The organism is Streptomyces cinnabarinus, from assembly GCF_027270315.1.
In the GTDB taxonomy this organism is placed as follows: domain Bacteria; phylum Actinomycetota; class Actinomycetes; order Streptomycetales; family Streptomycetaceae; genus Streptomyces; species Streptomyces cinnabarinus.
In genome coordinates this window covers 7,880,444-7,902,946 of the sequence record NZ_CP114413.1, presented here as the reverse complement: position 1 = coordinate 7,902,946, position 22,503 = coordinate 7,880,444, and the positions used below count along the sequence as shown (strand labels likewise).

The 22,503-nt window shown below is 73.5% G+C and carries 18 protein-coding genes; 12 read left to right on the top strand and 6 right to left on the bottom strand.

What is annotated here, in order from left to right:
• Window positions 1–1,605: an MFS transporter gene (locus tag STRCI_RS35645; protein ID WP_269663106.1), complete on the bottom strand. Its 1,605-nt coding sequence runs from the start codon at window positions 1,603–1,605 to the stop codon at window positions 1–3.
• Window positions 1,606–1,745: 140 nt separating this feature from the next.
• Window positions 1,746–2,405: a 4'-phosphopantetheinyl transferase family protein gene (locus STRCI_RS35640; RefSeq protein ID WP_269663105.1), complete on the bottom strand. Its 660-nt coding sequence runs from the start codon at window positions 2,403–2,405 to the stop codon at window positions 1,746–1,748.
• A gap of 218 nt (window positions 2,406–2,623) precedes the next feature.
• On the opposite strand from STRCI_RS35640, the gene STRCI_RS35635 reads away from it, so the two are divergent.
• From STRCI_RS35635 to STRCI_RS35595, 9 genes are read left to right on the top strand one after another with little or no spacing between them, the layout of a single operon-like run.
• Complete coding sequence (locus tag STRCI_RS35635) at window positions 2,624–4,429, top strand: fatty acyl-AMP ligase (protein WP_269663104.1); 1,806 nt, start codon at window positions 2,624–2,626, stop codon at window positions 4,427–4,429.
• A 37-nt stretch (window positions 4,430–4,466) separates the two neighbouring features.
• Window positions 4,467–4,802, top strand: a complete 336-nt coding sequence (locus tag STRCI_RS35630) for an acyl carrier protein (protein WP_269663103.1) — start codon at window positions 4,467–4,469, stop codon at window positions 4,800–4,802.
• Entirely contained in the window at window positions 4,799–7,849 is a 3,051-nt protein-coding gene (locus tag STRCI_RS35625) for a type I polyketide synthase (protein ID WP_269663102.1), read from the top strand. Before STRCI_RS35630 ends, STRCI_RS35625 begins: the two co-directional genes overlap by 4 nt.
• Window positions 7,846–8,868, top strand: a complete 1,023-nt coding sequence (locus tag STRCI_RS35620) for a 3-oxoacyl-ACP synthase III family protein (RefSeq protein WP_269663101.1) — start codon at window positions 7,846–7,848, stop codon at window positions 8,866–8,868. The genes STRCI_RS35625 and STRCI_RS35620 overlap by 4 nt, the downstream gene beginning before the upstream one ends.
• A complete protein-coding gene (locus tag STRCI_RS35615; RefSeq protein WP_269663100.1) occupies window positions 8,865–10,814 on the top strand; it encodes an HAD-IIIC family phosphatase in 1,950 nt (649 codons plus the stop codon). The genes STRCI_RS35620 and STRCI_RS35615 overlap by 4 nt, the downstream gene beginning before the upstream one ends.
• Window positions 10,811–11,050 (top strand): phosphopantetheine-binding protein, encoded by a 240-nt coding sequence (locus STRCI_RS35610; protein WP_269663099.1) that lies wholly within the window; start codon window positions 10,811–10,813, stop codon window positions 11,048–11,050. Before STRCI_RS35615 ends, STRCI_RS35610 begins: the two co-directional genes overlap by 4 nt.
• Window positions 11,047–11,244: a hypothetical protein gene (locus STRCI_RS35605; protein WP_269663098.1), complete on the top strand. Its 198-nt coding sequence runs from the start codon at window positions 11,047–11,049 to the stop codon at window positions 11,242–11,244. The genes STRCI_RS35610 and STRCI_RS35605 overlap by 4 nt, the downstream gene beginning before the upstream one ends.
• Window positions 11,241–12,341 (top strand): alpha/beta hydrolase, encoded by a 1,101-nt coding sequence (locus STRCI_RS35600; protein WP_269663097.1) that lies wholly within the window; start codon window positions 11,241–11,243, stop codon window positions 12,339–12,341. The genes STRCI_RS35605 and STRCI_RS35600 overlap by 4 nt, the downstream gene beginning before the upstream one ends.
• Window positions 12,338–13,150 (top strand): thioesterase II family protein, encoded by an 813-nt coding sequence (locus STRCI_RS35595; RefSeq protein WP_269663096.1) that lies wholly within the window; start codon window positions 12,338–12,340, stop codon window positions 13,148–13,150. Before STRCI_RS35600 ends, STRCI_RS35595 begins: the two co-directional genes overlap by 4 nt.
• Here STRCI_RS35595 and STRCI_RS35590 read toward each other — a convergent pair.
• The 4 genes from STRCI_RS35590 to STRCI_RS35575 are packed head-to-tail and all read right to left on the bottom strand — an operon-like array spanning window position 13,083 to window position 18,460.
• The gene (locus tag STRCI_RS35590) at window positions 13,083–13,967 is read right to left on the bottom strand and encodes an MBL fold metallo-hydrolase (protein WP_269663095.1); all 885 of its coding nucleotides are present in this window, start codon (window positions 13,965–13,967) and stop codon (window positions 13,083–13,085) included. The genes STRCI_RS35595 and STRCI_RS35590 overlap by 68 nt on opposite strands.
• Before the next feature lie 35 nt (window positions 13,968–14,002).
• A complete protein-coding gene (locus STRCI_RS35585) occupies window positions 14,003–15,934 on the bottom strand; it encodes an AMP-binding protein (RefSeq protein WP_269663094.1) in 1,932 nt (643 codons plus the stop codon).
• Window positions 15,931–17,106, bottom strand: a complete 1,176-nt coding sequence (locus STRCI_RS35580; RefSeq protein ID WP_269663093.1) for a thiolase family protein — start codon at window positions 17,104–17,106, stop codon at window positions 15,931–15,933. Before STRCI_RS35580 ends, STRCI_RS35585 begins: the two co-directional genes overlap by 4 nt.
• A gap of 7 nt (window positions 17,107–17,113) precedes the next feature.
• Window positions 17,114–18,460, bottom strand: a complete 1,347-nt coding sequence (locus tag STRCI_RS35575; protein ID WP_269663092.1) for an MFS transporter — start codon at window positions 18,458–18,460, stop codon at window positions 17,114–17,116.
• Window positions 18,461–18,582: 122 nt separating this feature from the next.
• On the opposite strand from STRCI_RS35575, the gene STRCI_RS35570 reads away from it, so the two are divergent.
• From STRCI_RS35570 to STRCI_RS35560, 3 genes are all read left to right on the top strand, one after another.
• Window positions 18,583–19,200, top strand: a complete 618-nt coding sequence (locus tag STRCI_RS35570) for a TetR/AcrR family transcriptional regulator (RefSeq protein WP_269663091.1) — start codon at window positions 18,583–18,585, stop codon at window positions 19,198–19,200.
• Window positions 19,201–19,296: 96 nt separating this feature from the next.
• Window positions 19,297–20,967, top strand: a complete 1,671-nt coding sequence (locus STRCI_RS35565; protein ID WP_418953402.1) for a LuxR C-terminal-related transcriptional regulator — start codon at window positions 19,297–19,299, stop codon at window positions 20,965–20,967.
• 136 nt (window positions 20,968–21,103) lie between these two features.
• The gene (locus STRCI_RS35560) at window positions 21,104–22,489 is read left to right on the top strand and encodes an FAD-binding oxidoreductase (RefSeq protein ID WP_269663090.1); all 1,386 of its coding nucleotides are present in this window, start codon (window positions 21,104–21,106) and stop codon (window positions 22,487–22,489) included.
• Window positions 22,490–22,503: the final 14 nt, after the last annotated feature.

Sequence of the window (22,503 nt, the reverse complement as noted above, 5' to 3'; positions counted from 1 at the left end):
TCAGACCTCCGTGGTGTGGACTTCTCGCGTAACCGCCTCCTGGGCGCCGGGGGCTCCGGCGGAGGTACGGGAGGGCAGGAACAGCAGGCTGACGAAGGCACCGAGCAGGGTGACGCCGGCGGCGACGAGGGCCGTGAGGTGCATGGCTGCGACGAACGCGTCCACGGCCCGGCCGGCCAGCGGCGCACCGCGCGGGCCCAGTTCCTTGGCGACGGTGAGGGTGGTGGCGATGGACTCCCGCGCGCTGTCGCGGACCGGGGCGGGCAGTGGCCCGAGGTGCTCCTCGATCCGGGAGCGGTAGGCGGCGGAGAGGACCGAGCCCAGGACGGCGACGCCGAGGGCGCCGCCCACCTGCCGGAAGGTGGTGGTGACCGCCGAGCCGGTGCCCGCCCGGTCCTGGGAGACGGCGGACATGGCGGCCGAGGTCGCGGGCGGCATCACGCAGGCGATGCCGAGGCCCATGACGAACAGGACGGATTCGATGACCCACACCTCGGTCCGCTCGTCGATGCCGGCCACGGCGAGGAAGGCGAGTGAGGTGAGCAGCATGCCGGTGGCGCACACCGGCCCGGCCCCGATCCGCTTGGCCAGGAGCGTGGCCGGTGCCGAGCAGGCCAACTGGGCCAGGGCCAGGGGCAGTAGCAGGAACCCGGCCTCCAGCGGCGTCCAGCCGCGCACGCTCTGCAGATAGAACACCAGGAAGAAGGTGGCGCCGAGCAGGGCGAAGAAGACCAGGCCGATGACGGTCACGGCGGCCGAGAAGCGGCGGACGGTGAACAGGGCGACGTCCAGCGCGGGCCGTGCGGTGCGGTGCTCCCACAGGGCGAACAGGCCCAGGATCAGCAGGCCGGCGAGGATCGGCGCCCACACGGCGGCCTGCGCCCAGTGGTCGGACTCCCCGCCCCGGATCACGCCGTACACCAGCGAGGTGAGCCCGGCGACGGAGAGCACGGCGCCGAGCGGGTCCAGGCCGCCGCGGGCGGGGTCCTTGGACTCGGGGACGACGACGAGGGCGGCCACCGCGCCGATCAGCACGATGGGCAGGTTGATCAGGAACACCGAGCCCCACCAGAAGTGTTCGAGCAGCGCGCCGCCGGTGATCGGCCCGAGCGCGACGGCGAGTCCGGCGGCACCGGCCCACAGACCGATGGCCTGGGCACGCTCGGCGGGCGGGAAGACGGCCATGATGATCGCCAGAGTGGCTGGCAGCACCAGGGCGGCCCCGACCCCCAACCCCGCCCGCGCGACGATCAGTTCGTCGGCGCTGCGGGCGTAGGCGGACCACAGGGAGCAGGCGCCGAAGACGGCGAGTCCGGCCAGCAGGACGCGTTTTCGTCCCCAGCGGTCGGCGAGCGCGCCGGTGGTGAGGAGCAGCGCGGCGAAGACGAGGGTGTAGGAGTCGATGGACCACTGCAACGCGCCGGGCGAGGCGCCGAGGCCCTCGGGCGCGGGCTCGGCCAGGGTCTTCAGGGCCACGTTGAGGATCGACGTGTCCAGGACCACGAGCAGCAGGCCGACCAGGAGCACCGCGAGAACGCGCCAGCGGTGCGGATGCCCGGTCTGTGCCGTGTGGTCAAAGGGCTTGCGGCGGGACTGAGTTGTCACGGATGTCCGCTCCTCGACGAGAAGAGGGTGATCGTGAGCCGAGTGCCGTTCGGTGCCGTGCGGCCTCGACGCTAGACCCGGCGGGCAATCGAGTCAACGGTGTATCGATACACCGTTGACTCGATTGCCCGGATCCCTGCTCACAGACCGTCAGGTCCCAGTGCGCGGGCGACGATGAAGCCGTCCATGACCGGATCGCACCGCAGCCGCCAGCCCGGGGCGGAGGGTTCCAGCCACCAGCCGCCCCCGATGACGGGCCGGGGGCGCAGGCGTGCGAAGTCGTGCGCGAGACCGACGCCGAGCGCCTTCGTGTACGCCTCCTTGAGCGTCCACAGCCGCACCAGCAGCGCATTGCGTTCGGCGGGCGGCAGTTCGCGCAGCTCGGCCAGTTCCTCCGGGTGGCAGAACTTCTCGGCGAGCCCGGGCGCCAGCAGCGGGCGGTCCCGCGCCTCCACGTCCACGCCGATGCGCCGGCCGCGCGCCACGCCGACGACGAGCACGTCGGCCGTATGGCTGATGCTCACGTCCAGCCCCGCGGGGGCGCGCAGGACCGGCCGTCCATGGCCGTCCTGGTCCAGGACCACGTGGTGCGGTGGTGTGCCGTCGGCCGCGGCCACCGCATGGCGCAGCAGCAGCCGGGATCCCGACGACCGGGCCCGGACGACGGGTTCGCCCGCGGACGCACCCCGGGCCCACTCGTCCAGCCGCCCGAGGCAGACGGCATGCCCGCCAGGAGGCAGCGGACCGACCGGGAACGGTCCCGCCGCGGCCCCAACACCGGGTACGTCCGCTTCGCCCACGCCGTCCTCCCTCTCATCGATCCTTTAGGCACCGCGTGCCAGCACGGTACGTGTCCCGGCAGGCACCCACCGTCGCAACCGGCCAGGCCTACAACCCCAAACCCTTGACGCGCGCACCAATTTTCGCTTTACGCCGCCTTTTCACGGCACCCCAAGGCTGAAGACATCGGATGGCACTCGGTGCCGCCGCAAGGATCGGTTCTGGGAGAGGACAGCCCGTGCCACACCAGCTTCAGTTCCGGACGATGACGGACGCCGTACGCACCGGCGTGGACCGCCATCCGGAGCGGCCCGCGTTCGTCTACCTGCACGAGGACGGCCCGCACATGCGGCCCGAGCAGCTCAGCTACGCCGAACTGGACCGCCGGGCCCGCCTGGTGGCCACCCGGCTGCAGCACGCGTCCCGGAAGGACCGCTCGCGTCCGGTACTGCTGCTCTACCCGCCGACCCTGGACTTCGTCACGGCCTTCCTGGGCTGCTTCTACGCGGGGCGCACGGCGATCCCCGCACCGCTGCCCGACGAACCGGGCGAACGGCTGGCCCGCGTCCACGGCATCCTGCGGGACGCCGATGTGGGAGCGGTGCTGACGCTCCCGGAGTACCGGCAGGGCATCAGCGCCTGGCTGGCCGCCTCGGGAGAGCGGGATGTGCTGTGCCTGGCGACCGGCGGGGACGCCGAGACGGCCGACCCCGACCTGTGGACCCCGCCCCGCGTCACCGAGTCGGACGTGGCCTTCCTCCAGTACAGCTCCGGCTCCACCAGCGAGCCGAAGGGCATCATGGTCACGCACGCCAACCTCGCCGCCAACGAGGAGGCCATCCGCGGCGCCATGGTGACCCCGGACGGCGTCGTGGCGGGCAGCTGGCTGCCCCTCTACCACGACATGGGGCTCATCGGCATGACCCTGCACCCGCTGTGGGTGGGCGGCACCAGCGTGCAGATGTCGCCGATCGCCTTCATCAAGCAACCGCACCGCTGGCTGCGCATGATCCACGACTACCGGGTCGAAGGCACCGCCTCCCCCAACTTCGGCTACGAGCTGTGCACCCGCCGCGTCACCGAGGAGCAGTCCGCGGACCTGGACCTGTCCAGCCTGCGGGTGGCCCTCAACGGGGCCGAGCCGGTGCGCGCCGAGACCTTGCGCGCCTTCGTCGGCCGCTTCGCGGGCAACGGGCTGCGCCCGCAGGCGATCCTGCCCTGTTACGGCCTGGCGGAGAACACCCTGCTGGTCTCCAGCGGGGACACCGAGGCCGCCCACGTCGAACTCACCGTGGACGCCCACGCCCTGGAGCAGGACGAGCTGCGGCCCGCCCGCACCGACCGGCCCGCCCGCACCCTGGTCGGCTGCGGCCGGCCGAAGGACACCGAAGTGCTGATCGTGGACCCGGTGACCCTGCGGGTGCTGCCCGGCGGCCAGGTCGGCGAGATCTGGCTGCGCGGCCGGTCGGTGGCCACGGGCTACTGGAACCGCGAGGAACTCACCGCCGAGTCGTTCCGGGCGGTGACCGCGGACGGCCGCGCGGGCTTCTTCCGCACCGGCGACCTCGGGGCCCTGCTCGACGAGGAGCTCTATGTCACCGGGCGGATCAAGGAGATGCTGATCCAGCACGGCCGCAACCTCTACCCGCAGGACATCGAGCAGGCCGTACAGGAGTCCGGGGAGGCGTTCCGGCGCGGCGGGGGCGCGGTGTTCACCGTCACCGACGAGACGTCCGAGCGCGCGCACGTCGTCGTGGTGCAGGAACTGCGGGCCGACGCCACCGAGGAGAGCGAGCCGGCCCAGCTCGGCGCCTCCGTGCAGTCCCTGCTCAGCCGTCGGTTCCAGTTGCCCGCCGTGAGCGTGGTGCTGGTGCGGCCCGGCGTCATCCGCAAGACCACCAGCGGCAAGACGCAGCGCACCCTCATGCGGCGGCTCTTCCTCGACGGCGTCCTGCCGGTGCTGCACCAGCGGCTCCAGCCCCCGGTCGCCGCCCTGGTCACCACCGCGGGCGAGACACCGGAGCCCGCCGTCACCCGCCGTTGAGACCCGCAGCCCTCAGCCCCTCGGAGAGAGAAACACCATGAGCATCGCCCCCGAAACCCGCGCCGCCCGTCACGCCGAGCCGGTGGACCGGCCCTCGCCCCGCGGAAAATCACCCGACCTCGAACCGTGGCTGACCGGGCGGGTCGCCTTCCATCTGCGCAAGGCGGCCGAGGAGATCGACCCGGACACCCCGCTCGCCGACTACGGCATCGACTCCGTCGCGGCGATCAGCATCTGCGGCGAGATCGAGGAGAAGTACCGGATCCCGGTGTCCCCCACGATCGCGTACGACTTCCCGACCGTCCACGCGATCGCCGCCCATCTCGCCGACCGGCTGGCCGACCGGGCGGCGGACGGCGGGAACCCGTCATGAGCGTGCGCGAGCCCATCGCGGTCGTCGGTCTCGACTGCCGCTTTCCCGGCGCCCGCGACGCCCAGGAGTACTGGGCGCTGCTCATGGACGGACGCGACGGCACGGGCCACGTGCCCGAGGAGCGCTGGGACGCCGAGCGCTATCACCTCGCTGCCCCGTCCGCTCCGGACACCGCCCACGACAGCCGGCCGCCCGGCCGCAGCAACACCGTGCGCGGCGGCTTCCTCCACGACCCCGACGCCTTCGATCCCGCCTTCTTCGGCATCGCGCCACGCGAGGCCGCGGCGATGGACCCGCAGCAGCGGCTGCTGCTGCAGTGCTCGTGGCGGGCGATCGAGGACGCCGCGATGGCACCCCAGGACCTGGCCGGCACCGCGACCGGCGTGTTCGTCGGCGTGATGGCCAACGAGTGGGCGTTCCTGGCCCTCGGGGACTACGACCGGATCACCGCCCGCCACGGCTCCGGCAACGGCTACTTCATGGGCGCCAACCGCGTCTCGTACCACCTCGACCTCAAGGGGCCGAGCCTGGCCGTGGACACGGCCTGCTCCTCCTCGCTCGTCGCCGTCCACCTCGCCATGAACTCGCTGCGCTGGGGAGAGTGCGATCACGCCCTGGTGGCCGGCACCAACCTGATCATGACGCCGGCCATCAACATCTTCTACACCCAGGCCGGTCTCTCGGCGCCGGACGGCCGGTGCAAGCCGTTCAGCGCGGCGGCGGACGGGATCGGGCGCGCCGAAGGCGTGGCCGTGCTCGTACTGCGCCGCCTGAGCGACGCCCTGGCGGACCGTCAGCCGGTGTACGCCGTACTGAAGGAGACCGGGAGCAACCAGGACGGCCGCAGCAACGGCATCACCGCGCCCAACCGCTGGGCGCAGGAGCAGCTGATCGAGTCGGTGTGGCAGCGGGCCGGCATCACCGCCGACGACATCGGGTTCATCGAGGCGCACGGCACCGGCACCCTGCTCGGTGACTTCATCGAGGCCCAGGCGCTCGGCCGACTGACCAGCGGCCGCGGTGGCGGCAGCGTCGCGCTGGGCTCGGTCAAGAGCAACTTCGGGCACGCCGAGGGCGCGGCGGGCATCGCCGGGCTCATCAAGGCGGTCCTCGCGCTGCATCACCGTACGGTGCCGCCGAGCCGGTACGCCCAGGACGAGAACCCGCGACTCGACCTGCCCGGACAGCGGCTGAACCTGCTCAGGTCGCCGCTCCGGCTGGGCTCCGGCACCGTGCACGCCGCGGTCAGCAGCTTCGGCATGGGCGGCAGCAACGCCCACGCGGTGCTGGCCTCCGCGCCCCGGACCACCCATCGGACCCGTCCCGGGGCGCCGGGCGTGTTCACCGTCTCCGCCCGGGGCGCGGACCGGCTGCGGGCCAATCTGCTAGCCCAGGCCGACGCCCTCGCCCGCCGTCCGGGCGACCAGCTGGCGCAGCTGTGCTGGACCAGCAACCGGGTCAAGTCCCGGCTGCCGCACCGGGTGGCCGTCGCCGCCGCCGACCTGCCCACGCTGGTGGCGGGGCTGCGGGAGGCGGCACAGCGGGTGGACGAGAGGGGCCCGGCGGGCACCGGGCGGCGCGCGGCGCCGTCGGTGGCGTTCGCCTTCACCGGGCAGGGCGCACAGGACCCCCGGACCACCGCGTCCTGGTACCGGTCGTGCCCCGCCTACGCACGCCACCTCGACGCCATGGACCAGCTGCTCACCCCGCACACCGGGCGGTCGGTGCGGGATCTGCTCCTCGACGACGACCCGGAGTTGCAGCGCCCGGGACTGCTCCAGCCCGCGCTGTTCGCGGTCGGGTACGCAATGGCCGCCACCCTGGCCGAGGCCGGGATCAGGCCCGCCTACGTCATCGGGCACAGCATCGGCGAGTTCGCCGCCGCCTGCGTGGCCGGAGCGCTCGACCCGGCGGACGCCGCCCGACTGGTCGCCCGGCGCGGACAGCTGATGGAGACGCTGCCCGACGACGGCGGGATGCTCGCGGTGGCCCTCGACGCCGCGGAGGCCGAGCCGCTGCTCGCGGGACGGCAGCGGCTCGGTCTGGCCGCCGCCAACGGCCCCCGCCGCACCGTGATCTCCGGAGACCGCGGTGAACTCGCCGCACTCACCGCCGAATTGACCGAACGCAAGGTGGCGGCACGGCCGCTCGCGGTCTCCCACGCCTTCCACTCGCCGCTGATGGTGCCGGTCGTCGAGGAGTTCCGCCGCGCCTGCGCGGACGCCGCCGACCGGCGCCCGAACCTCCCGGTCTTCTCGACCGTGTACGGCCGGGAACTGGCCGACGAGGAAACCCTGGACGCCGACTACTGGGCGGCACAGATCACCGCGCCGGTGCGGTTCGCCGAGGCCGCGCTCGCGCTGCTCGCCACCGACGTCACCCATGTGGTGGAGATCGGCCCGGCCGCGGTGCTCACCCCGCTGCTGTCCCGGCTGCGGACGGAGGCCGGCTCCCCGGTGAGCCTGCACACCGCGCATCCCGGCGAGCGCGCCCCCGGACACCGGCCCCAGCAGTTGTTCGGCGAGCTGTGGTGTGCGGGCCTCACCCCCGGCTGGGACGTGCTGTACCCCGAGTCCGACCGGCTGCCCCGACGGCTGCCGCCCTATCTGTTCGACGACTCATTCCGCGCCTGGCGCTCCGGCGCCGCCCCGACCCGTCCGGAACCGTCCGCGCCCCCCGTCCCCCCTGGCGCGGACTCCGCGGTACCGCCTCTCACGGACCGCGGGGAACCGTGTCCGCCGACCCCGGCGGGGGACGAGCCGGACCCCCTGGCCGCACTGGCACGCCTGCTGGTGTGCCGGGTCGGCGGACACGACCCGGACCTGGTGCACGACGACACCCGGCTCCACGAGGACCTGGGCTTCGACTCGATCCAGGCCGTGGAGCTGAAGGCCCGGATCGAGCACGAGCTGCCCCGGCTCGGCACGCTCCCGGTCGAGGAACTGCTGGAGAGCATGCGCACCGTCGGCGACCTCGTCCGGTATCTGCACAGCCGCGGCCTCGCCGGCACGGCCGTGACCCTGACCGCGGAAGGAACCGCCCGATGAACGCACCCACCGCGCACCTGGCCTCGGTCGGCACCTGCCTGCCCGGGGACCCCGTGGACAACGCGACCCTGGCCAAACTCGTCGGCCTCGACGAGACCTGGGCCGAGATGTTCATCGGCAACACCAGCCGCTACTTCGCCGTCGACCTGGCCACCGGTCAGGTGCGGCACACCCTGGCCGACATCGCGGCGACTGCCGCCGACCGGGCGCTGGCGGAGGCCGGCCTCGATCCGGCCGACATCGACTGCGTCGTCATGGGCACCGCGACCCCGGACCATCTGATGCCCGCCACGGTGAACCTGGTCGCCGACCGGCTCGGCATCGACAACACCCCCACCTACCAGCTCCAGTCCGGGTGCGCCGGCGCCGTGCAGGCCCTCGACGTGGCCCGCACTCTGCTCCTGGCCCGGCGCTGCGCCACCGTCCTGGTGATCGGCGGCGATGTGTGCGCCAAGCACCTGGAGCGGGACTTCGACCCCGGTACCCGCACCTCCGCCGAACTCGTCAACTACGCCCTCTTCGGCGACGGGGCCGGCGCGGCCGTGCTCAGCGCCGAACCGCTCGGCGCGGGCATCGCCGTCCGGCAGGTGCTCAACCGGCTGGTGGGCCTGGGCAGGGAACCCGGCCAGATCATCGACTGGTTCGGGCTCGGCGACCGGCACAGCGACCGTCCGGCGGTCTCGGAGGACTACAAGGCGATCGAGGAGACGGTGCCGCTCCTGGCCCAGCAGACGTTCTGGGAACTCCTCGGCGACCTCGGCTGGGGCGCCGACCAGGTGGACTTCCTGCTGCCCCCGCAGCTCTCCGGCCGGATGAGCGACCGTATCTCGGCGGCCATGCCCGCCCCGGGCGCCCGGCGCATCAACGTGGTGCGCACCGTCGGCAACAACGGCAACGCCCTGCCCTTCCTCCAGCTCGCCGAACTCCTTGAGCAGTGGGACAGTCCCGGGCGCGCCGTCGCGGTGGCCGTCGAGTCCAGCAAATGGATCAAGTCCGGTATCGCCCTGGAGCGGTCATGACCCAGGCCGAGGAACGGATCCCGAGCCCGGCGGCCACGGCCGGCTGGCACGACGCGGCGGCCCTGACCACCCTGCGCGGCCTGTACCGGGCCGGACGGCTGGCCGAAGAGTACGGCTCGGTGCGGACGCTGCTGTCCCGGATGCCCCGGGCCGACCTCCCGGCCGCGGGCCAGCTGCTGGCCCGGCTCGACCCGGCGGAGGTGCGGCGTCACGTGCCCGAGGTGCCGGTGGTCTCCGTGGCCGTGACGGGCGAGTCCACGGTGGCACCGGTGGTGGGACCGCTCACCGCCGAACTGGCCCGCCACGGACTGCTGCTGGACGCGCAGGTCGCCCCCTACGGGTCGTATGTGCAGGACCTGATGCGGCCGGCCGACCCGGCGGAGGACCGGGAGCGACCGCACCTCACCCTGTGCGTGCTCGACGCGCACACGGTCTTCGGCGGCCTCACCGCGCCCTGGCGGGCCGAGGACGTCGAGAACGCGGCGCGGACCCGACTCGCGCTGCTGACCGCCGCCGTAGCCGCCCATCAACGGGCCAGCCGCGGCCTGCTCGTGCTCAACACCGTCCCGCTGCACCGCCACTTCACGCACCAACTGGTCGATCTGCGCTGCCGCGCCCGGCTCGGCGCGGTGTGGCGGGAGTTCAACAGCGGGCTGCTGGCGCTCGCCGCCGAACACCCGGGCGTGGCCGTCGTCGACCTCGATCCGCTGATCGGCGAGGGCGTGCCCGCCGGTGAACCGCGCGCCGCCCAGTACGCGCGGGCCCGGCTGTCCGAGCCGCTGCTGGCCGCCTACGCCCGGGAGGCCGCGCACATCGTCCGCGCCCGCCTCGGCCGGACCCGCAAGGTCCTGGTGCTGGACCTGGACGGGACGCTGTGGGGCGGCGTGCTCGGCGAGGACGGGCCCGGCGGTATCGAGCTCGGTGCGGGGCTGCGCGGCGAGGCCTTCACGGGGTTCCAGCGGGTGCTCCGGCAACTCGGATCCCAGGGGGTGCTGCTCGCGATCAGCAGCAAGAACGACGCGGACGCCGTGAGCCGCACGCTGCGGACGCATCCGGCCATGGTGCTGCGCGAGTCCGACTTCGTCCAGGTCAGCGCCAACTGGAAGCCCAAGCACGACAATCTCCGGGACATCGCCGGGCGGCTCGGACTCGGCCTGGACAGCTTCGTCTTCGCCGACGACAGCCTCTTCGAGTGCGGGCTGGTCGGCGAGCAGCTGCCCGAGGTCGCCGTGGTCCGCGTCGACGACGAACCCGCCCTGCACCCTTCGGCGCTGCTGGCCGACGGCTGGTTCGACGTGTTCGAGCTGACCGAGGCCGACCTGGAGCGGGCGGACCGGTACCGCACCGAGGCCCGACGGCAGGAGTTCCGCGAGGACGTCGCCTCCTACCAGGACTACCTCGACGGGCTCGGCCTGGAGGTCACCCTCCGCCCACCGGACGAGGCCGAACTCGGGCGGGTCTCCCAACTCACCCTGCGCACCAACCAGTTCCACCTGGCCACCGAACGGCTGGACGTCCCGCAGGTGGCCGACCGGATGACGCACCCGGGACACCATGTGATCGCGGTGCACGCGCGTGACCGGTTCGGCGACCACGGCCTGGTCGGCGCGCTGTTCCTGCGCCGGGACGGGGAGGTGGTGCGCATCGACAACTTCGCCCTGAGCTGCCGGGTGTTCGCCCGGGGCATCGAGAGCGCCTGCCTGTCCGCGGTGCTGGAGTTCGCCCGCGACACCGAGGCGCGGGCCGTGGCGGGCCGCTATCTGCCGTCGCCGCGCAACGCCGCCTTCGCCGCGTTCTACGCCGACCAGGGCTTCACCGCGGTCGGCACCGACCCGGACGACCCCGACGCCGTCTTCTTCCGGCACGACCTGCGCGACCCCGCCCCCGCCCCCGCCCATCTGCGGCTGCGCGCCGCGTTCGGGCCCGATGACGGAGACCGCCCATGACCACCGCCCTCGCCGGTACCGCGGAATTCCGCACGCTCCTGGAGGAGGAGCTCGGCCTGTACTTGGAGGAGGAGGACCTCGACCGGCCCCTCGACGACTTCCCCGACTGGGACTCGGTGCTGCTGCTGCGCCTGGTGACCGTGGTGGAGCGCGCCGTCGGACGGCGGATCCCGGTGGCCGATCTGCTGGAGGTCAGGACGTTCCGGCACATGTACCAGGTGGTGACGGAGCGATGAACCCTCCCGCGACCGACTCCGCACCCCAGAGGCCCGACGCCTGTCTGCACTTCCACGCGTTGTTCCTCGACACCCACCTGGACGTGGTCTGGTCCCCCGGACTCGGCAGGCGGATCCGGACCCTTGTCGCCCGACTGGTCAAGGAAAAGGAGAAAGAGAAGGTGAAAGAGAAGGAGAAGGAGGCAGCCCGATGATCCCCATGGCAGAGCTACGAAGGTTCGCCCTTCCGCACGCCTACGCCCAGGGCATCCCCGGCGATGTCATCCACCGGGTGCTGCGTCACCTCGGCGAGGACGAGGGGCCCGGCGCCTGGACCCATGCCTGGTCCTCGCTCGCGATGGCGGCCGAGGCACGGGGCCGCGATCTGGACGCGGTCCGCTCCTACGCGATGGCCCGCTTCCCGTACGTCGACGGCCCGGACCGGCTCGCGGCGCAACAGGCCTGCGTGGCGGCCTTCGACCGCTGGCGCAGAGGCGTCCGGGGCGTCTCCCGGCTCGATCTGCCGTTCGAGGACGCGGGTTTCGCCTGCTGGGCCACCGGTCTGTCGCTGCGCAACCGGCTCCCGCTGATCCTCGTCATCGGCGGCATCGCCGGCGTCAAGGAGCAGTGGGCGCCGGTCCTCGCCGAGTCCGACCGGCTCGGCGCGGCCGTCGTGGTCACCGAGCTGCCGGGGGTCGGCGAGAACTCCCTCACCTACGGAACGGACAGCGTGCACATGCTCACCTACCTCCTGGATCTGCTCGGCCGCGCCGCCGACACCTCCCGCACCTGCGTCGTCGGTCTCGGCTTCGGCGGGCATCTGGCCCTGCGTCATGTGCTGGACGACGACCGGGTGCGGGGCCTGGCCGTCGTCGGGACGCCGGTGCGGGACTTCTTCGCCCGGGTCGCGGAGCACGCACCGCTGCCGCGGCTGGTGGACCTCACCCTGTCCCACCTGATGCGCACGCCGGTGGAGCGGATCCCGGCCGAGCTGGCCGACTGGGGCGTGGCCGAGGAGCGGCTGACCGGACTGCGTGTCCCGGTCGCCTGTGTGGCCGGCCGCGACGACGAGGTCGTGCCCTACTCCGACGCGCAGTTGCTCGGGCGGACCGTGCCACGGCTGCGGTTGGTGGAGAACGACACCTTGGGCGGGCGGCCCGAGCAGGCCGCCGAGACCCGGCTGTGGCTGCTGGCACAGGCGCTGCGGATGGCGGGCACGGCGGGACCGGTGCGCCGGGCGGCCTCGGCGCGCGCCCGCGTCCTGCGCGCCCGCCGCCGCCTGAACGGTACGTCGGCCGGAGCACCCGCATGACCACCACCACCGCGGTGCCCTGCCTCAGCCGGACACCCCGGACGGATGCCCGGCTGCGTCTGTTCTGTTTCCACCACGCGGGCGGCGGGGCCTCGTTCTTCAGTTCCTGGGCCGACCGCGTCCCGCCGGGCGTGGATGTGCTGCCGGTGCAGTTGCCCGGGCGCGAGGCGCGGTACCGGGAACCCCGCTTCCAGGACGCCGGGGAACTCGTCGCGGCCCTCGGGCGGGATCTCGCCCCGTACCTCGACGAGGGCCCCTGGGCGGCGTACGGCCACAGCATGGGCGCCCTGGTGGCCGCCGCCCTGGCCGCCGCACGGCTGCGTGCGGGGGGCCGCGGCCCCGGGGCGCTGTTCCTCGGCGCGTACGCGGCCCCGCACCTGACGCCCACGCTGCCCTTGCCCGACCATTACAAGGACCGGGAACTGGCCCGGCTGCTGGTCGACTTCGGCGGTATGGACCCGCGGTTCCTGGAGCGGGCGGACTGGCTGCGGGTGCTGTTGCCCATCGTCCGGGACGACCTGCGGGTCTGCGCGAGCCACGGTCGGGCGGGGCTGCCGGACCCGGACGACGAGCGGGCCCGGCTGCCCCTGGTCGTCGAGGCGTTCGCGGGCCTCGACGACCCGTTGGTGGACCCGGCACGGGTGCGCGCGTGGGAGCGGTACGCGCACGACTTCCGGCTGACCCTCGTGCCCGGCGGTCACTTCTTCCCGCGCGAGGAGCCCGGCCCGTTCTTCGCCCGGCTCAACCGCTCCCTGGCCCGGCTGCTCGGGGAGCCCGCGCCGGTCGGACCACCCGCGGCACCCGGCTGATCCTCCGCCGGCTGTCGTCGGCGTTCTTCTCGTACAGCGCGCGCTGCTCCTGAATGCCCGGCATGACCCACGACGGCCGGGCCGAGGAGTCGGCGAAGCCGAGGCCCGGGGTGTCGGGCCCCACTCCGGTCACGGTGAGGGCGAAAGGAGCCAGGTAGTCGATGCCGCCGTCCGCGGCGAGCCGGAACGGGCGGTCGTGGCCCGGATAGATCACGTCGGACACCTCCAGGATCCGCCCGATGCTGCGCTCCGCCTGGTCGGCGTCCCAGAAGACCAGGGGGTTGCGCCCGGTCGTGGCGACGTACGCGAAGTGCAGGGCGTCGCCGGTGATCGTGGCCCGCCCGGCCTCGGTGCGCACCACCAGGCCGATGCTGCCCGGGGAGTGGCCGGGCAGGCCGAGGACCTCGACTCCGGGGATGATCTCCTCCCCGTCCGTGACCTCGCGGACGGGGAGCTGCTCCAGCAGCAGTCCCGTCCAGGCGGGCGTGGCCCAGTCGTTGGCGTGCGGGGTGTGGGCGTACCGGCGCTCGTCGGGGTGGACGAGCAGGGTCGCCGAGGGGAACAGGTCGATGTTCTGCACGTGGTCCCAGTGGGCGTGGGTGAGGACGACGGTGTCGATGTCGTCGGCGGACAGACCGTGCTCGGCGAGCGCCGTCCACAGGAAGGGACGGCGGCCTACGTGGGCGGCGTCGACGAGGATGTTCCGGGGCCGTCCGGCGGCGTCGGGGCCGCGTACCAGGAACACTCCGCAGAAGGCGGGATAGCCCTGATCGGTGTCGAGGCCGAAGCCGGGCAGGAGGATGTCGACGGTCGGCATGGAACTCCCTCGGTTCAGGGGCGGGGCGCCCCTCATCAGTGGTCCGGGGTCTGCTGTACGGCGGTGCGCAGGGCGTCGAGGCTCTCGGGGTTGACGAGGGTGGACAGGTCGCCCGGTTCCTCGCCGGCGACCACGTCGCGGATGAGGCGCCGCATCACCTTGCCGTTGCGGGTCCTGGGCAGTTGGGGCACGGCGATCACCCGGCTTGGCCGGAACGCGGGGCCGAGCGCGTCGGCGACGCGCCCGCGGATCCGCTCGCGTTCCGGCGCCGCGAGGGGCCGGCCGGCGGCCGGGACCGCGAAGCACCACAGGGCCTCGCCCTTGACCGGGTGCGGTACGCCGACCGCGGCGGCCTCGCCGACGGCCGGGTCGCCTAAGACCGCCTCCTCGACCTCGGTGGGTCCGAGGCGTTTGCCGGCCACCTTGATGACGTCGTCGAGCCGCCCGTGGACGAACCACTCCTCGCCGGTGCGGGAGACGAGATCTCCGTGCGACCAGCGCCCCGGCCGCCGCTCGAAGTAGGCCTCGGTGAACCGCTCGTGAGCCCGCCACAGCCCCCGGGTCATGCCGGGCCACGGCTGTCGTACGACCAGTTCGCCGGCCTGTCCTTCGGGCGGCTCGGTACCGTCGGCGTCCTCGACGGCCGCGTCGATGCCCAGGCACGGGCCCGCGAAACCGCAGGGCGACTGGGGCAGGGTGGGCGCGGAGGCGAGCAGGGAGCCGCCGACCTCGGTGCCGCCGCAGATGTTGATCACCGGGCAGCGTTTGCCGCCGAACTCGGCGAAGTACCAGTGCCACGCCTCCTCGGTCCACGGTTCCCCGGTGGAGCCGAGGATCCGCAGCCGGGCGGGTGCCTGCGGGTGCCGCGGGTCGCGTCCCCTCAGCGTGCGGGCCAGGCTGGGCGAGCTGCCGAACACGGTGACCTCGTGGTCGTCGAGCAGCCGCCACAGGCGGGTCGGGTCCGGATGGTCGATCGCACCCTCGTACGCGAGGACGCAGGCACCGGCGAGGGTGGCACCGACGGCGATGAGCGGGAACATGATCCAGCCGGGGTCGGTCACCCACCACACGACGTCGTCCGGCCGCAGGTCGAGGTTGTACCGCGTCTCACTGCCCACTTGCGCCGGGAAGCCGCCGTGCGTGTGCACGGCGCCCTTGGGCCGACCGGTGGTGCCGGAGGTGTGCAGCAGGAGGAAAGGGGTGTCGGCGGCGAGCGAGACGGTGCCGGCGGGCTCGGCGGCGGTCAGCCCCTGCCAGGTCGTGCCGGCCGGTCCGCACTCGCTCGCCGCGTCCAGGACGACGAGATGCTGTACGCACGACACCTTCGCCAAGGCCTTGCGGGCGGCGGTCTCCATGTCGTGGCGGCGTCCGTGCCGGACGGAGGCCGCCGCGGTCACCAGGACCCGGGGCTCTGCGTCGGCTAGCCGCACCGCGATCGCCTCGGCTCCGAATCCGGAGAACAGCGGGACCAGGACCGCGCCGATGCGCGCGCAGGCGAAGAGCAGGACGAAGGCCTCGGGTCCCGGGGGCAGATACGCGGCCACCCGGTCCCCGACCGTGACCCCGAGTTCGCGCAGCCCGCCCGCCACCCGGGCACTGTGCGTGGCCGTTTCGCCGTAGGTGAGGACTCCGCGCGTCCCGTCCTCGCGCTCCCAGCGCAGTGCGGGGGCGGCGCCGCACCCCTGCCGTATCCGGCGGCCGAGGCAGGAGTCCACCAGGTTGGTGCGCCCGCCCGGGAACCAGCGGGTGTGCGCGATGCCGCCGGTGTCGTCGCGGACGCGACGCGGGGGCACGTGCCAGACGATGCCGATGTCCCGCACAGCCCGCTCCCAGAACCACTCGGGGGCGGCGACGGACCGGGCTTGCAGGGCGCGGTAGCCGCCCTCGACGCCGTGCGCCCGGCAGAAGGCCGCGACGTTGCTGTGCTCGGTGTGCTCGCGGGCCGGGTACCAGGCGTACGCGCTCATCGCGCCGCACCCGGGTTCTCGATCAGTGCGGCGATGCCCTGGCCGCCGCCGATGCACATGGCGATGACGGCGAACCGGCCGCCGGTGCGGCGCAGTTCGTGGGCCGCCTTGAGCAGCAGCACCGCTCCGGTGGCGCCGATGGGGTGGCCGAGGGCGATCGCGCCACCGTTCGGATTGACCCGGTCCGGGTCCAGTTTGAGGGCGTCCATGACGGCGAGGACCTGGGCCGCGAAGGCCTCGTTGAGCTCGATCACGTCGATGTCGTCGAGGGTGAGGTCGCTCCGGTGCAGCAGGGCGCGGATCGCCTCCGTGGGGGCGATGCCCATGATCTCCGGTTCCACGGCCCTGACCACCGCGTCGCGCAGCAGGCACAGCGGCGTGGTGCCGGGGTCGAGGCCGGCCGGCCTCATCAGCAGGACTGCCGCGGCGCCGTCGTTGATGCCGGCGGAGTTCCCGGCGGTGATCGTGCCGTTCCGGGCGAACACGGGAGTCAGGGCGGCCAGTTTCTCCACCGTCGTGCCGGGCCGGGGATGTTCGTCCCGCTCGACGCGTCCGGCCGGGGTGGCGACCGGGACGAGCTGGTCCCGGAACCGCCCTTCGTCGACGGCGACGGCGGCCCGGCGCTGGCTCTCGGCGGCCCACCGGTCCTGGCGCAGCCGCGAGATGCCGTACCGGTCCGCCACCACCTCGCCCGTCATGCCCATCGGGTACTTCCCGAAAGGGTCGGTGAGCAGGGAGAGGGTGCCGTCGATGACGGGGTCTCCGGGCACTTCGTCGGCGGCGCGCTCGCTGTAGTCCAGCGTGGGCTGACGGGTCATCGACTCGTTGCCGCCGGCCACGACGACGTCCACCGCGCCGACGGTGAGGCTCTGCGCGGCCGACCAGACGGCCTGAAGACCCGATCCGCACAGGCGGTTGACGTTGTGCGCGGTGGTCCGCACGGGCAGTCCGGCGGCCAGGGTCGCCCGGCGGGCGTTGAAGGCGTCCGGGCCGACCTGGCCCACGCAGCCGAGGACGACCTCGCCCACGGCGGCGGGTTCCGTCCCGCCGCGGGCGATCGCCGCCTGGATCACGAGGGCGGCGAGACGGTGGGCGGGGATGCCGCCCAGTGCTCCCTTGTACCGGCCGATCGGGGTCCGGGCCCCTTCGACGACGGCGATGTCTACGTGCATCGGGGGGTCACTCCTTCGCTGAGGGCTCTGCCTGGGTGGTGGACGCGGGCGTCTTGCGACCGTGGCCCCGGGCGTCACGGTCGGGCCGGATCAGGAGCGCCGACAGCACGGCCCCGGCGATCAGCAGCCAGGCGGTCAGGTCGAAGGCCCGGTCGTAGCCGGTGGCCTCGTTCGGCGCCGCGTCGATGATCCGCCCGGTGACGTAGGGGGCGATCAGGCTGGACAGGGCGGCGAGGGCGTACGACAGTCCGAGGGCCGCGCTGCGCCGGGCGGGCGGGCAGATGTCCGCGATCGCCGCGTTGGTCAGCGGGGTCTGGCCGTTGCCCGCGGAGAACGCCACCACCAGCAGGGGCAGCAGGGCGGCGGCGGGGACCCGGGTCATCAGGAGCAGGCACACTCCGGCGAGCAGCGGCAGCAGCGCGCCCAGCAGTCCCTGGGCGATCCGTGCGGACACCCCGCGCCGCAGGAGCCGGTGCGCGAGAGCCCCGGCGCAGAGCACCAGCACGGCCATCGACAGGGCAGGCAGGCCGACGATGCCGCTGATCTCCGCGTCGCTGAACCCGGCCTGTTCCTCCAGGTAGAGCGGCACCCAGGCGAAGCCGAGGGCGAGCGTCCACAGCACCGCGAAGGTGGAGAGGGTGGCCCCCAGCCAGGTACCGGTGGTGACGATGCGCCAGAAGGGCACCGAGTCGTTCGCCGCGTCGTACTCCGCTTCCGACGGTTCGTCCGCGGGGCCGAGCCGGGCGGTGTACGGCCCGCTGCCGCCGAGCCGCAGCCAGAGCGCGGTCCACAGCAGACCCACGGCGCCGAGCGCTCCGAACGCGGCCCGCCAGCCGAGGGTTTCACTGACCAGGACGACCAGCGGAGCGGCCAGGACGGTGCCGCCCGCGCCGCCCGCGACCACGACGGCCGACGGCAGCGCGCGCCGCTTCTCCGGGTACCAGGTGAAGGCCGTGTAGTTGGCCAGCGGATAGCCCGGCCCCTCACCCGCACCCAGCATCACCCGGGTGGCGACGAGCGCGCCGAATCCGGCGGCGGGGAGGAGGATCGGCAGTTGCGCCGCCGCCCAGACCAGGGCGAGCACGGCGAGCAGGGGCCGGGGGCGGATACGGTCGCCGAGGAAGCCGACCGAGACGGCGGAGAGGCTGAACAGCAGATAGAAGCTGCTGGCTATGGTCCCGAACTCGGTGGCCGTCAGGTGTAGTTCGTCCTTGATGGGGCCCGCGGTCAGTCCGAGCACGGCCTTGTCGGCGGCGTTGATCACGATGAAGAGGGCCAGCACGGCCAGGACGGTGCGGGCCCGGCGCCGGGTCCCGTCCGCCTCCGCCGACCGGGTCTCGGCTTCCAGGGTCATGCGCGGCCTCACCGGGCCCCCTCTCCCCCTACGGAACGGAACAGAGCCGTTCCGTCTCGGCCCGGAACGTACTCCCGACCCGGACGGAACGCAACCGTTCCGTCCGGTGTTAATCTCGCGCCGTGGAGCCGACCAGCAGGAGCGCACTCGACCGCGGGCCCACCGGCTCGGCGGTGCTGCGGGAATCCGTGACCGAGACGATCAGGCGCGCCGTGTTCGAGGAACTGGCCGAGACCGGGTACGCCCGGATGTCGATGGAGGCCGTCACCCGCCGGGCCCGCGTCGGCAAGGCAGCCCTCTACCGCCGCTGGCCCGCCAAGGAGGCCATGGTGGTGGAGCTGGTCTCCGAGGCCGCCGCCGCACACCTTCCCGAGACGGCCGGCTCCGGTTCCCTGCACGACGACGTCGAACGCTTCGTCCGGAACACCATGGCCGACCTGCACCACCCGCTCGTCGGCCGGATCGTCCCCGATCTGGTGGCCGAGTCGGCCCGCAACCCGTCCCTGCGCGACGCGCTCCACGAGGCGGTCCTCGCCCCCCGGCGCGCGGCGGTGGCGACCCTGCTGCGCCAGGCGGTGGACCGCGCCGAACTGCCCGGCGACATCGACATGGGCCTGGCCGTCGACCTCTTCGGCGCCCCGCTGTACTTCAGGATGCTCGCGGTGGGCGGCCCCACCGACGACGCCTATGTCTCCCGCCTCACCCACGCCGTCCTCGCGGCCCTCGCCGCCAGCCGCTGAACCGGCGGCGGCACACCGGGGCTCCCACGGGGCCCCGCCGCCTATCCTGGACAACAGGCCGGCCTGCTCTCGCAGTGCGCGAGAAGGGAGCCGCGGGTGACCGAGCGGATGACCGACTCAGCGGCGGACGCCCTGCGCGGTGCCCGGGACGCCGCGGCCCGGGAGGACTGGGCCCACGCGTACCGGCTGCTGAGTGGTGTGGACACCGCGCGGCTCACCCCGGACGACTGCGCCGCGTTCGCCGACGCCGCCTGGTGGCGCAGCCGGATCGACGAGTCGATCGTGCATCGCATGCGGGCCTACGCCGGGTTTGTGGCGGCCGGCGATGCCCGACGGGCGGGACACATGGCCTGGCTGCTCTTCTACGAGCACCAGCTGGCCGGGCGCTCGGCGCTGGCGGCGGGCTGGCTGCGCCGGGCCCGGCGGCAGCTGCGGGACGAGCCGGAGTGCGTGGAGCAGTGCTACCTGGTCTGGATCGACGCCGAGGAGGCGCAGGCGCGCGGGGCGTTCGAGGAGGCGATGGTCTCGGCCCGGCGGATGGCCGCGATCGCCCGGCGCTGCGGCAGCCCTGACCTGACCGCCCTGGGCGTGCAGGCGCAGGCCGGTGTCCTGGTGGCGCAGGGCAGGGTCGGCGACGGGCTCGACCTGCTGGACGACGCGATGTGCTCGGCCATGGCCGGCGAGCTGACCTCCTTCTTCACCGGGTGGGTCTACTGCCTGGGCCTTCAGCAGTCCATGGCCTGCGTCGACCTCGGCCGCGCCGCCGAGTGGACGGACGCGGCCATGCGCTGGTGCGCGGCGATGCCCGCGGAGAACAACTTCCGCGGGCTGTGCCGGGTGCACCGGGCGGAGGTGCTGGAGCTGCGCGGCGACTGGGCCGAGGCCCTCACCGAGGCCGCGCGGACCGTCGAGGAACTGCTGCCGTACGAGCGGCGGATGGCCGCCGAGGCGTTCTATGTGATCGGGCAGATCCAGCGGCGGCGCGGGAATCTGGCCGCGGCCGAGCAGTCCTACGACCGCGCGCACGAGTACGGCCGCGACCCGCAGCCCGGTCTGGCCCTGCTGCGGCTCGCCCAGGGCAAGGCCGAGGCCTCGGCGACCGCCCTGAACCTGGCCCTGGCGGACCACGAGGACACCGAGCCGCTCGGGCGCTGCCGGCTGCTCGTGGCCCAGGTCGAGATCGCCCTCGCGCTCGGCCGGCTCGACGCGGCGCGCTCGGCGACCGGGGAGCTGCACACCCTGGCCCAGCAGTGGCAGCGGCGGCGCCGCTCGGAGACGACCGTGCTGCACGCGGCAGCCGCGGCGGCGGCCGGCGCGGTGGCGTTCGCGGCCCGTCACCCGGACCGTGCGCTGCCGCTGCTGCGCCACGCGCTGACGCTCTGGCTGGCGCTGGACGTCCCCTACGAGGCGGCCCAGGTGCGGATGACGCTGGCCGCCGCCGACCGCGCCGTCGGGGACGACGAGGGCGCCCGGATGGAGCTGCGGGCCGCCGAGCAGACCTTCCGGCGGCTCGGCGCGGCACCCGACGAGCGCCGGGCGGCGGCCCTGCTCGCCGATGTGCGCAGGCGGCAGCCCGGCGGGCTCACCGAACGCGAGATCCAGGTGCTGCGGCTGGTCGCCGCGGGCCACACCAACCGGGCCGTCGCCGCGGAACTGGTGATCAGCGAGCACACCGTCGCCCGGCACCTGAACAACATCTTCGCCAAGCTCGACGTGTCCTCCCGGGCGGCGGCCACGGCGTACGCCTGCACACACGGCCTGGCGTGACCCGCGCATGGGCCGTTCTGCCCATGCGCGCCACCCCGAGATGGGCCGTTACGGCGATGAGGCCGCCCGGCACCCAGGCGTAGACCGGTGGTGCACCCCTCCCCCGACACCAAGACACGGAGAGCCGGTGAGGGTCATGGCCACCTACACCTCCACCCTGGACGACCAGCTTCTGGACCGGCTGCGCGGAGCCGTGCGCGGCGACCTCGTCCGGCCCGGTGAGCCCGACTACGACGAGGCGCGCAAGGTCTACAACGCCATGCACGACCGGCGCCCCGCACTCGTCGTCAGGGCCGTGGACACGGGAGACGTCATCGCCACCGTGGACTTCGCCCGCGAGCAGCACCTGCCGCTGGCCGTACGGGGCGGCAGCCACAGCGTCCCCGGCTACGGCACCTGCGACGACGGTGTCGTCCTCGACCTCGGCCGGATGCGCGGCATCCGCGTCGATCCCCAGGCCCGCACGGCGTGGGTGGAGGGCGGCTGCACCTGGGCCGACGTCAACCACGCCACGCACGCCTTCGGCCTCGCCACGACCGGCGGCGTCGTCTCCAGCACCGGCGTGGGCGGCCTGACCACGGGCGGCGGCATGGGATACCTGGCCCGCCGCTACGGCCTGGCCTGCGACAACCTGGTCTCGGTCGACCTGGTCACGGCCGACGGATCCTTCCTGACCTGCACGGACCAGCAGCACAGCGACCTCATGTGGGCGGTGCGCGGGGGCGGCGGGAACTTCGGCGTCGTCACGTCCTTCGCGTACCGGCTGCACCCCGTCGCCGACATCCTCGGCGGGCCCACCTTCTTCCCGCTCGACGGCGACGTGATCCGCCGGTACCGGGAGCTGATCGCCGAGGCGGACGAGCGGCTCGGCGCCCTGTTCGTGGTCGGACTCGGACCGCCGCTGCCGTTCCTGCCCGAACGCTGGCACGGGCGCCCGCTCTGCGGCGTCGTCACCTGCTGGACCGGGCCCGAGGAGGAGGACGACCGGATCCGGGACCGGATCGCGTCCCTGGGACCGGTGCTGGGCCGGCTCCTGGAGCGCATGCCGTACCCGGTGATCAACACCCTCTTCGACGACCTGGTGCCCGCCGGGCTCCACCACTACTGGAAGGGCGCCTTCACCCAGGGCATGCCGGACGGCGCGATCGACGCCCTCGTCGAGTACGGCGCCGGCACCCCGTCCATCCAGAGCGTGACCGTCGTCTTCCCCATCGACGGCGCCTGCCACCGGGTCGCGCCCCAGGACACCGCCTTCTCCTACCGGGACGCCGACTACTCGATCGCGCTCAGCCCCACCCTGACCACCCGCGAGGAGTGCGAGGCCCAGAAGCCCTGGGTGCGCGCCTTCCACGGGGCGCTGGCACCGCACTCCATGGAGGGCGGCTACGTCAACTTCATGGACGGCGACGACCAGGACCGCGTCCAGGCCAACTACCGCGACAACCACGCCCGCCTGACCGGCCTGAAGCGGCGCTACGACCCGGAGAACCTGTTCCGTCTGAACCACAACATCGTGCCGTGAGGAATCCTGCGGGC

Coding starts and splice junctions, on each gene's coding strand:
- STRCI_RS35630 (WP_269663103.1), top strand. CDS start 4,467: ATGAGCATCGCCCCCGAAACCCGCGCCGCCCGTCACGCCGAGCCGGTG.
- STRCI_RS35625 (WP_269663102.1), top strand. CDS start 4,799: ATGAGCGTGCGCGAGCCCATCGCGGTCGTCGGTCTCGACTGCCGCTTT.
- STRCI_RS35620 (WP_269663101.1), top strand. CDS start 7,846: ATGAACGCACCCACCGCGCACCTGGCCTCGGTCGGCACCTGCCTGCCC.
- STRCI_RS35615 (WP_269663100.1), top strand. CDS start 8,865: ATGACCCAGGCCGAGGAACGGATCCCGAGCCCGGCGGCCACGGCCGGC.
- STRCI_RS35610 (WP_269663099.1), top strand. CDS start 10,811: ATGACCACCGCCCTCGCCGGTACCGCGGAATTCCGCACGCTCCTGGAG.
- STRCI_RS35605 (WP_269663098.1), top strand. CDS start 11,047: ATGAACCCTCCCGCGACCGACTCCGCACCCCAGAGGCCCGACGCCTGT.
- STRCI_RS35600 (WP_269663097.1), top strand. CDS start 11,241: ATGATCCCCATGGCAGAGCTACGAAGGTTCGCCCTTCCGCACGCCTAC.
- STRCI_RS35595 (WP_269663096.1), top strand. CDS start 12,338: ATGACCACCACCACCGCGGTGCCCTGCCTCAGCCGGACACCCCGGACG.
- STRCI_RS35590 (WP_269663095.1), bottom strand. CDS start 13,967: ATGCCGACCGTCGACATCCTCCTGCCCGGCTTCGGCCTCGACACCGAT.
- STRCI_RS35585 (WP_269663094.1), bottom strand. CDS start 15,934: ATGAGCGCGTACGCCTGGTACCCGGCCCGCGAGCACACCGAGCACAGC.
- STRCI_RS35580 (WP_269663093.1), bottom strand. CDS start 17,106: ATGCACGTAGACATCGCCGTCGTCGAAGGGGCCCGGACCCCGATCGGC.
- STRCI_RS35575 (WP_269663092.1), bottom strand. CDS start 18,460: ATGACCCTGGAAGCCGAGACCCGGTCGGCGGAGGCGGACGGGACCCGG.
- STRCI_RS35560 (WP_269663090.1), top strand. CDS start 21,104: ATGGCCACCTACACCTCCACCCTGGACGACCAGCTTCTGGACCGGCTG.